The organism is Pengzhenrongella sp., assembly GCF_036565025.1.
In the GTDB taxonomy this organism is placed as follows: domain Bacteria; phylum Actinomycetota; class Actinomycetes; order Actinomycetales; family Cellulomonadaceae; genus Pengzhenrongella.
The window spans coordinates 1-8056 of the sequence record NZ_DATCNW010000145.1 but is presented as its reverse complement, the minus strand read 5'-3'; the positions used below and the strand labels follow the sequence as shown (position 1 = coordinate 8056).

10 protein-coding genes are annotated in these 8056 nt (G+C 68.2%); all 10 read right to left on the bottom strand.

Annotation, left to right across the window (positions count from 1 at the left end; translation table 11 throughout):
• Positions 1-572: hypothetical protein (locus VIM26_RS08405; protein ID WP_331950080.1), on the bottom strand; the 572-nt coding region annotated here is incomplete at its 3' end.
• Complete coding sequence (locus tag VIM26_RS08400; protein WP_331950078.1) at positions 569-823, bottom strand: glutaredoxin domain-containing protein; 255 nt, start codon at positions 821-823, stop codon at positions 569-571. The genes VIM26_RS08405 and VIM26_RS08400, both read right to left, overlap by 4 nt.
• A 361-nt stretch (positions 824-1184) precedes the next feature.
• Positions 1185-1694: a DUF6884 domain-containing protein gene (locus VIM26_RS08395; protein ID WP_331950076.1), complete on the bottom strand. Its 510-nt coding sequence runs from the start codon at positions 1692-1694 to the stop codon at positions 1185-1187.
• A gap of 68 nt (positions 1695-1762) precedes the next feature.
• A complete protein-coding gene (locus tag VIM26_RS08390) occupies positions 1763-2056 on the bottom strand; it encodes a hypothetical protein (protein WP_331950074.1) in 294 nt (97 codons plus the stop codon).
• 78 nt (positions 2057-2134) lie between these two features.
• The gene (locus tag VIM26_RS08385; protein ID WP_331950072.1) at positions 2135-2737 is read right to left on the bottom strand and encodes a hypothetical protein; all 603 of its coding nucleotides are present in this window, start codon (positions 2735-2737) and stop codon (positions 2135-2137) included.
• Positions 2738-2956: 219 nt separating this feature from the next.
• Positions 2957-3337, bottom strand: a complete 381-nt coding sequence (locus VIM26_RS08380) for a hypothetical protein (protein WP_331950070.1) — start codon at positions 3335-3337, stop codon at positions 2957-2959.
• Positions 3337-3573, bottom strand: coding sequence for a hypothetical protein (locus tag VIM26_RS08375; RefSeq protein ID WP_331950068.1), 237 nt, complete (start codon positions 3571-3573; stop codon positions 3337-3339). Before VIM26_RS08375 ends, VIM26_RS08380 begins: the two co-directional genes overlap by 1 nt.
• Before the next feature lie 151 nt (positions 3574-3724).
• Complete coding sequence (locus VIM26_RS08370) at positions 3725-4276, bottom strand: hypothetical protein (protein ID WP_331950066.1); 552 nt, start codon at positions 4274-4276, stop codon at positions 3725-3727.
• Positions 4277-4737: 461 nt separating this feature from the next.
• Positions 4738-6276 carry a ParB/RepB/Spo0J family partition protein gene (locus tag VIM26_RS08365; RefSeq protein ID WP_331950064.1) on the bottom strand — a complete coding sequence of 513 codons (1539 nt, stop codon included), beginning with the start codon at positions 6274-6276 and terminating at the stop codon, positions 4738-4740.
• 693 nt (positions 6277-6969) lie between these two features.
• Entirely contained in the window at positions 6970-7908 is a 939-nt protein-coding gene (locus tag VIM26_RS08360; RefSeq protein ID WP_331950062.1) for a hypothetical protein, read from the bottom strand.
• Positions 7909-8056 lie beyond the last annotated feature (148 nt).

Here is an 8056-nt window from a genome sequence, read left to right as displayed (position 1 = left end):
CGCGCACTCCCAACGGACCTGCCCGGCTTCGCTCGCCGTGGCCTGGTCGACGTTCCTCGCCGCTGGGAATTGGCTCCTGCATGACCAGCAGGGCATGCCTGCAGAGCAGTGAGCTGGGCGACCAGACGGGAGATGTCGCTGTGGGAGTCCCGGCCGCCGGCGGGCGCAACCAGCTGCGGGAGGTACGTCAGTACCTGCCGGGCGCGGACGAGGAGCACCGGGTCGGGTGTGCGGTCGCGGTACGCGATCATGCTGACGGCAGGGTTGATGTAGGGACTCGGGGGCTCGAGATCGGTCCTGGTGCCGCGGAGCCAGGCGTCGTGGACGTCGTGTGTGCGTCGGACGTGGGCGGCCCTGTTGATGATCGACCTGGTGATCGACTGGACGCGCTCCATCCCGTCCCGGGCGCTGTTGGTCTCGTTCTGGTCGTGCACGTCGATCAGTGCGGCGAGAGCGGCGCGGCCGGCGAACGCGGAGACGTGCAGGTTGGTGCGTGCGACGGAGGCGGCGAGGCGTGACCACAGCATCGCGGTGAGGACCTGGTCGACCAGCTCGCCTTCGTTCGCGCTCATCGTGATCCTTCTTGGGTGGTGGTGAGCGTCAGGGCGCGGATCTGATCGGGTCGGTAGCCGGTCCAGTGACCGGTTGAGGTGACGACCACGGGGAGCGCCAGGGCGTCGAGCTCGCGCAGAGTGTCGAGGACCTCGGGGTGATCGTCGACGTCGACCACGAGGTGGGGGACGCGGGCCTGAGCCAGCGCTCTCTTCGTCGCGGTGCACTGAACGCATCCCGGACGTGTGTAGACGGTGACCTCGTGGCTCATGGGTCCTCCCAAACGTGGTGGTGTGGCCGGTTGCCCCGACCGTTTTTTCGTCCCTCCTGGCGCTTTGAGATAACGACCGATTGAGCGTCGTTGTAGGCACCCGCAGGGCGCGGCCGTAGGCCGTGAGTCGGGTTGCCCCGGCGTGGTGGGGAATTGTGACGGGATTAGTGAGCGCAGCGAACGCCGTCGCAATTCCCCACCACGCCGGGGTCGAAGCGCAGCGGAGCCCGCCTTGCCGAGACGTCGCGCGGTCATTATTGATAGCCAGGAGGAGAGAAAGGAGAACGCTTTAGCAGTCGGCGGTCGCGCAGCGAACGACGTCCGGCACTCCGCGGCGCTCCGTCGCCGCGGAGCATCCGCTCTAGAGCAGTAGGCGACCTGGCTCGTAGCGATCCGCTCCGATGGATCGGGGCGGGACCTGCGCGAGCAGCCACGCCTTCTGCTGACCGATGCCGAGGTGCTTCATCGGCTCGTCGACGCCGGCGCACCAGTCAGCTCTACGGCTCAGGAATGCCAGGACACCTCGGTAGTGCTGGCCGGCTAGGAGCGTCAGGTGCAATTTCTCGCCGTCGCTCAGGCGTTTCTCGTGCAGCTTGAGCAGTCGTGCAATGACGCCGTCCGTCCAGGCGTGGATCGGTGGTCCGGTCTTCGTGTTGCCGAGGACGACGTTGTACGGCTCGATTACTTCCCCCGGCGACACGAGGCCGTGCTTTGCAGACAACACGCCCCAGCTGTCAAACGTCTCGGCGTAGGTCCGGGCCTTCGCGAACAAGTCCCCCGTGTAGAGGTCTTGTGCGGGCGACCGCTCGGCGCGCTTGCCCTTGGTGCACGCGACCAGGGCGACGCGGTGGACGGTCAACGTCTGGCTCATTGGTTCTTCCCTCTCTCGTGCGTTGGCCTGTTAGGCGCGACCGGTGGTGGGCGCCCGGCCGTGCGGGGTCAGCGGCGTGCGGGAACTTCCTCGATCACGTCCCCGAAGATGGTGACGCGGACCTCGTTGCCCTTGATGCGCAGCGGGGCGCCGGACTTGAACGAGATGACCTGCCGGGCGCCGGTGTCCTCGCCGAGGTAGCCGCGCAGGAAATACTCGGCGCCGTTCGGGCCGATGAGGTGGGTGTCCACGGTGCTGCGGACCTGGCCTCGGCGGTCGCGGTACGTCATGGCGAGAGCCTGCACGGTGAACGTGCGGCCCGCGAGGACGACGGGCGCCTCGGTGGTGGTCTTGATGCTCACGGTGTTGCTCCTGGTCGAGGGTCGTGCACGAGGTCGAGACGAACTACCGGGCGCCCGTGGTGGGCGCCCGGCAGGAGATCAGACTCCGGTGCGCTGGGGGGCGCTCCACGCGGCCTGGTGGGACACGGCGCGGGCGTCGTCGTGGGTCCTCATCGCGCGGTACCTGGCGGTGCGCGCTGCGGTGAACGCCTCACGGGTGGCCGGGGTGTTGTCGGCGCGGCGGGCGGTGCGGGCGTCGTCGGTGGCGGTGCACGCGGCCGCGAACACGATGGCGGCAGCAGCGGTCACGGCCTCCAACTCGGCGAGCGCGGCGGCCTGTTCGGCAGTCCAACCGGCGACCTCGGCGGCGACCTCGGCGGCGAGGTAGCGGGCGTCGGACTCGGGGTCGGGCATGTCCGTAAGGGCAGCGATCGCGTCGTCGTCCAGCGCGGCGCGCCCCTTCGTGATCCACGGGGACATGACATCGATCGTCTCGGCGGTGGCATTGCAGAGGCAAGTCGCGGTGCCGTCCGCGAGGTAGTCGTCACCGGTGACGATCGGGTCAGACTCGGATGCGTAGGTGGCGCGGGTGTCGGCGTCCCAGTCGGCAATGTTCTCCACGGCGTTGCCGATGGCGTGCGCCCGGCAGGCGAGAGAGTGTGTCGTCGACCCTGTGGCCTCGGTGGTGGTTCCTGCGCTCATTGTTCGATCCCTTGTTCGTGTACCTTGCTGGTACCTCAACTATACCTTTTTTAATCGGCATGGTCAAGTTTTGAGTTTCTGCCCTCATCTTTATTCGGAGTTTCGGCTGAGCGTTGACCGATGGGCCACTCTCGTCTTTCCAGCCTTTGGCGACCGACACATGCGTGACCCCTCCTGCCGCTTGCGCGAATCAGGAGGGGTCAGTGACGTGGCGTGCTGTTACTGCGGAAGCGGAATGCCGAGCAGCATGCGGACGGTGTCGATATGGATGCCTTCGGCGTGAAGGATCTCGTAGTTGATGTACGCCTCGTAGTCCGTGCTGCCGTCCTCTTCGACGTCGTGTCGGATGGAGTCGGCGACCTCGCGTGCGGCGTCGCGCTTCTCGCGAGCGAGGGTGAGGATGGCGGCCTTGATCCCACTGTGAGGCTCCCAGTCGGCCTCAGCTGTGGCGTCGTTGACGTGGCGCATGTCCACCTCGGGGTCACCGGCCTCGATGGCGATGCTCACGGCGTCGGCCGCGAGAGTGTCTGTGTCGATGACGTCATACATCCGCCCAGCGGGAACGTCGAGGGCGCCGAACGTTGGAGCCGGGGTGCCCATCAGGCATCCGCTCGGGAGAGCACCATGTCGTCGTTCTCATTCTCGTCAACGTGCTTCACATCGCCCTCAGCGAACCACCACGACTTGATGCAGCCGCCGCCCGCGCGGATGGAACGCTCCTGAATGTCCGGGAACAACCCGTCACCGAAACCGATTGCGTCGTGGATCATCCGCGCTGCCACCTCGCGGTTCGGCGCGGTGACGTCAAAGACGACGACGATCATGTGCTCGTCCATCATTCAATCCTTTGCTTGTTTACCTTGCTGATACCAAAATGGGTGGGGGAACAGCCGCGGGGAAATTGGGCCAACACCCTGCGTGTGAAGTGCGGTTGGCGGGGGTTGGCCTGGTCGGGCGCCCGCGATGGCAGGCACCCGACCAGCGGATTCAGGCGCGGGCGCGCTGCGCGGCGAGCCGCTCGGTGAGGTTTGGGGAGTGGCTCGTGGGGCGGCGGGGCCGAGCGGCGGGAATCGGCACGACCTGCGACTGGTCCCCGTGGTCGGTGTGCCCGCTGACCACGTACCAGTCATCGAGCACGTACCCCTGGACCAACAGCGGGGCGACATCGGCGAGGTGCCGGGCGAACGAGTCTGTGACCAGTCGATCCCAACGGCGCACCCGGTGCTGCCCGTTCTCCCGCACCTTGCGGCCGGGCCGGCCTTCCAACACGAGACCCACGTGCACCTGCCCGTCCTCCTGCACACCCTCACCCCACACTGACCACGAATCCACCGACCGCTCCCCGGCGACGAACTCCGAGACGTACACGGCCGTGAACGGGATGTCCCCGGTTTCGTTGTACTCAAACCCGCCCGCGAGGGTCATGCTCAGGCGGCGGTGCGCCTCCGTGGTGGCGGCCGTCACTGCGTGCCACACAGAGCGCGGGTGGAGCAGGCGGTCGGTGTCGAGCGGGACGATGCCGAGGTGTTGAACCAGCACGAGGACTCCTTTAATCGTGGCGTTTCTCTTGCGTTCCTTGCGATACCTCAACTATACCTTTTTAACTAGACATGGTCAAGTTGTCGGGACGCGGGCGGAGTCGCTTCGCCTGCCATTTTTCGCCGATTGTTCGGGGCCTCGGAAGGCTTGCCATCAAGGCAATTCGATAAACGCTCGGGGCGGGCGTCCTGGGTCTGATTCATGGTTCGTGCGGTGGTGTCTGGCTTGGATCGCCTCGGCGGTGTCGTCGGGGCAATCCAATTCGTTCTTCGTCCGTCGCCCGGCCGCCGGCCCCTGAGCACCGCCAAGAGCCGCGGCCCGCGTCAACGACCCTTGTAGCTAGTCCAGTTGCGCCCGACTCTCCGTGGGGCTCGACGTCGTCCGGGTTCTCGAGCTCGCAACCATCCGCGCCTCGCGGCCCCGCGCCCCCGACCCCTGGCGTGGGGTCGGGGGCGGCGTGCTCATTCCTGGGCGTCGTTGGCGCCTTGCGCTTCCTCCCCCGCGACCTCGGCCCCCGAGATCGCGTCGTCGTCGTAGTCGTCGTCCTGGCCTCCGTCGGCGGCGGTGTCGGGGGTGCTGGTGTTGTTGCGTCCTTCGTGGCTGTCGAGGGTGGATTGCTCGACCTCGGAGAGGTTGTAGCCCCATGAGGCGAGCGCGCGGAGGTAGCGGGCGATGTTCTCGTCCGGGTTGCGCCAGGTGTGTGTCCCGGTGCGGGCCTCGATCGCGGCCAGGACAATGACGAGGCCGATCAGTTGGGCGCGGGAGGGGTTGGCTGCGTCGATCGCGTTGGTGATCGTGGACTGGCTACCCGTGAAGCCGCCGTATCCGCCACGCGGGGCTGCGTCGAGGCCGAGCGCGGTCCGCGCGAGGGTGTGGCCGTTCTGCGCGGCGTGGCTGAGGTCGGTGTTGCATTCGGTCACGGCGTACGCGAGCAGGGCGGCCGCGTCCTTCGGCGCCGTCTTGCGGGCGGCGAAGGTCCGCAGCCACGCTCGGCGGACCTTCTCGGCCGATCTCCAGTTCCTATTTCCCTGGATGACGTCGCGGCGGTCGGCCTTCTGCTCCTCGGTCATGGGTCCGGTAGCAATCCCTGAGCCGCCGCTGGCGTACGAGGTGTGCGTGCTGGGGTGTCCGTGGGCCTTCGGGTCAAGGCAGAGGTCCACGGCGTGCGGAGTGCCGTAGCCGCGTGAGATGAACGCTGCTCGGCCGGGGCACGTCGCGTGAGCCTCGGCGGTGATGCCGTACTCACCCGCCGCGCCGCGGAGGCTGTGCAGAGGGGTGGCCTGATCCTCCGAGCTGGGCCGGTCGACCACGACCACGCCGACGGTGGCAAGTTCGGCAGTCAGGGCGTCTACGGCGACCTGGGCGTCGCGGTCGTCGCGGTGGCGCTGCGCGCGGTGGGCGAACTGCTCGGGCTCCTCCAGGGCGTACGCGGTTAGGTCATCGACGATGGCCGAGTCGTCGAACTCAGCGATCACCGCAGCCAAGTCGAGGGGGATGTTGTGCTTGGCCAGGGCTGCCGCCGCGAGAGGGGAAGCGGCCACGGTCAGGGCGTCGTTCACGGTCACACGCGTGTGGTGCGAGCGCTTGGCGATCTGAGAGGCGGAGACACCGAGCAGCGTCAGCTGTTGGAAGGCGCTCGCCCGGTCGTGACCTGTGAGCGCGCGGCGGGCGTCGTTCTCGTCCATCTGCTCGAAGATCCTCTCCGCCTCGCCCGGCGCGGCTGCCTCGGTGATGTAGACGGGGACGGTGGCCTGGTCGGTCTCGATCGCCGCGAGGGTGCGGCGCTGCCCTGCGCGCAAGACGAGGCTTCCCTCAGCGTCACGAATGGCCTTAACCGGCGTACGGACGCCGTGGGTACGGATGCTGTCGAGGAAATCGACGTCGAGGTCGGCGACCGTGCGGACATTCGTCTCGATGATGAGCGCGCGCGGGTCAACGTGGGCGAACTCGACGCCAGCGGCGACCGTCGCGGTGGGAGTGGTCTGGGTGGCGGCGCTCATTGCTCTTGGTCCCTTGTTCGTGTTCCTTGCTGATACCTCAACTATACCTTTTGTAGTCGTCATGGTCAAGTTAGACGGAGGTTTGATGGGCGTTTCTCGCGGACCTCTGACAGGCGATTAAAGTCCTGTTTTGAGTGTGGTCCGGGCGCGCTTGTTGCTTTTTCGCTGCCTACTTTGACTGGCCGGTGATGACCCCCTCTTTTGGGGCATCACCGGCAGGGTCGAGGTAGCGCGACGTGCAGAGGCTCGCTGCCAACGCGCCCCCGCCGGCGCGGGCGCTCTCAGCTGGTGGCTCTTGGTGCGGAGCACCGTCCCCGGCCATCTGCCCGGCGCCGGTGGGGGCGGGTTGGCGGTGAGGGGCACGTGGTGCTACCGGCCAGGTGAGAGCGCTATGTCGGGCTATCTACGGGGCTAGCCGCACGGCGCGCAGCGCCCAGCTGGCAACGTGGTTGCTCTGACCCCGCTCACCCTCCGCTCGAGGTGAGTCGAGCAGGCAGGAGCCCCCCGGGCGACTTCCTGCGAGCAGTGCGGCGGGCGGCAGGCGCGACGTCGCGTAGATGCTCGTCGGCGTTGAAGCCTTGGCTCTTGGTATTCATTGGCACGTTCTTTGTAAACGCCGGACGCCCTCCTCGCGTCAAAAGCAAGGGGGGGCGTCCGGTAGAGCTGCGCGGTATTGAGTTCAAGCGGCGGCGTTCAGGACTCCTCGGGGTCCACGAGCTGCTCGCCCTGGGTCGACGTCGCTGCGCCGTTGTTGAGGGCCGACACAGCGTGGGGGTGGCGGCCGTCGGGCGCCTGGTCTGCGGCGGCCGCGGTGATCTCGGCCTTGAGCCAGGTGTCGATCGTCATGCGGGTGATGCCGGAGCGGTCGGCGAGGTCGCGCTTCGTCATGATGCGTGCGCCGTGCACGCCGCAGACTGCGATGCGGACCAGAGCGTGGTGCGCGGCGTCCTCCTTGGTGGGTCGGCCTTCGCGGGGCTTGCCACGGGCTGCGAGCTCGTCCAGGAGCCGGGCGCCGTGGGTGGCGTACCAGGCCCGCGCCAGGGCCGGCTGGGCGACGTCCTCGTGCTCGAGCACGTACTCGACCAGGCGCCCGGTCGCGGGGACCAGCTGCGCGCCGACGTTGTGGCGCAGCCAGGCCGAGACGAGCCGGGCGGGCCTGGCGTAGCCCGGGTCGTCGGGCATGGCCTTGTAGGTCGTGAACAGGTCGAGGGCACCCTGCATCCGGACGTCCCATTCCCACGAGCTGATCGCGGGGCCGACCTTGGACAGGGCCACGGTCCAGTCCTCGACGTCGCCCTGGTCGACCCGGTCGGCTGCCCGCTGCCGCAGGACGTGCGCCGCGCCCTGGTCGACCCGGTCGGCTGCCTGCAGCCGCAGGAGGTGCGCCGCGATCTGGTCGATGTGGTCGGCTGCCCGCAGCCGCAGGACGTGCGCCGCGATCTGGCCGGCGGAGGCGGTGCGACGGGCGGCCACGTATCCGGTGCGGAACCGGGCTTGGCCGGCCTCGGCGACGGCCCATGCCTCGGCGTCATCGACGGACGACGCGGCAGCGCTCGAGGCCAGCTTCACCAGGTCCAGGATCGGGCCCGCCCACTCCCCCGGCAGGTTCTCGGTCGCTCGGGTCGTCATCATCGGTGTGGTGCTCCTCGTCGTGCTCGGGCTTCCCCGCGTCACGGCTGGTAGGCCGCGCGGGTCGGCCGCGGTGCAGGGGCGGACCGGCTGGTCCGCCCCTGGTGGGTGTTGGTCAAGGTGAGCGGCCCGCGGGCCGCGCTCTGCTCAG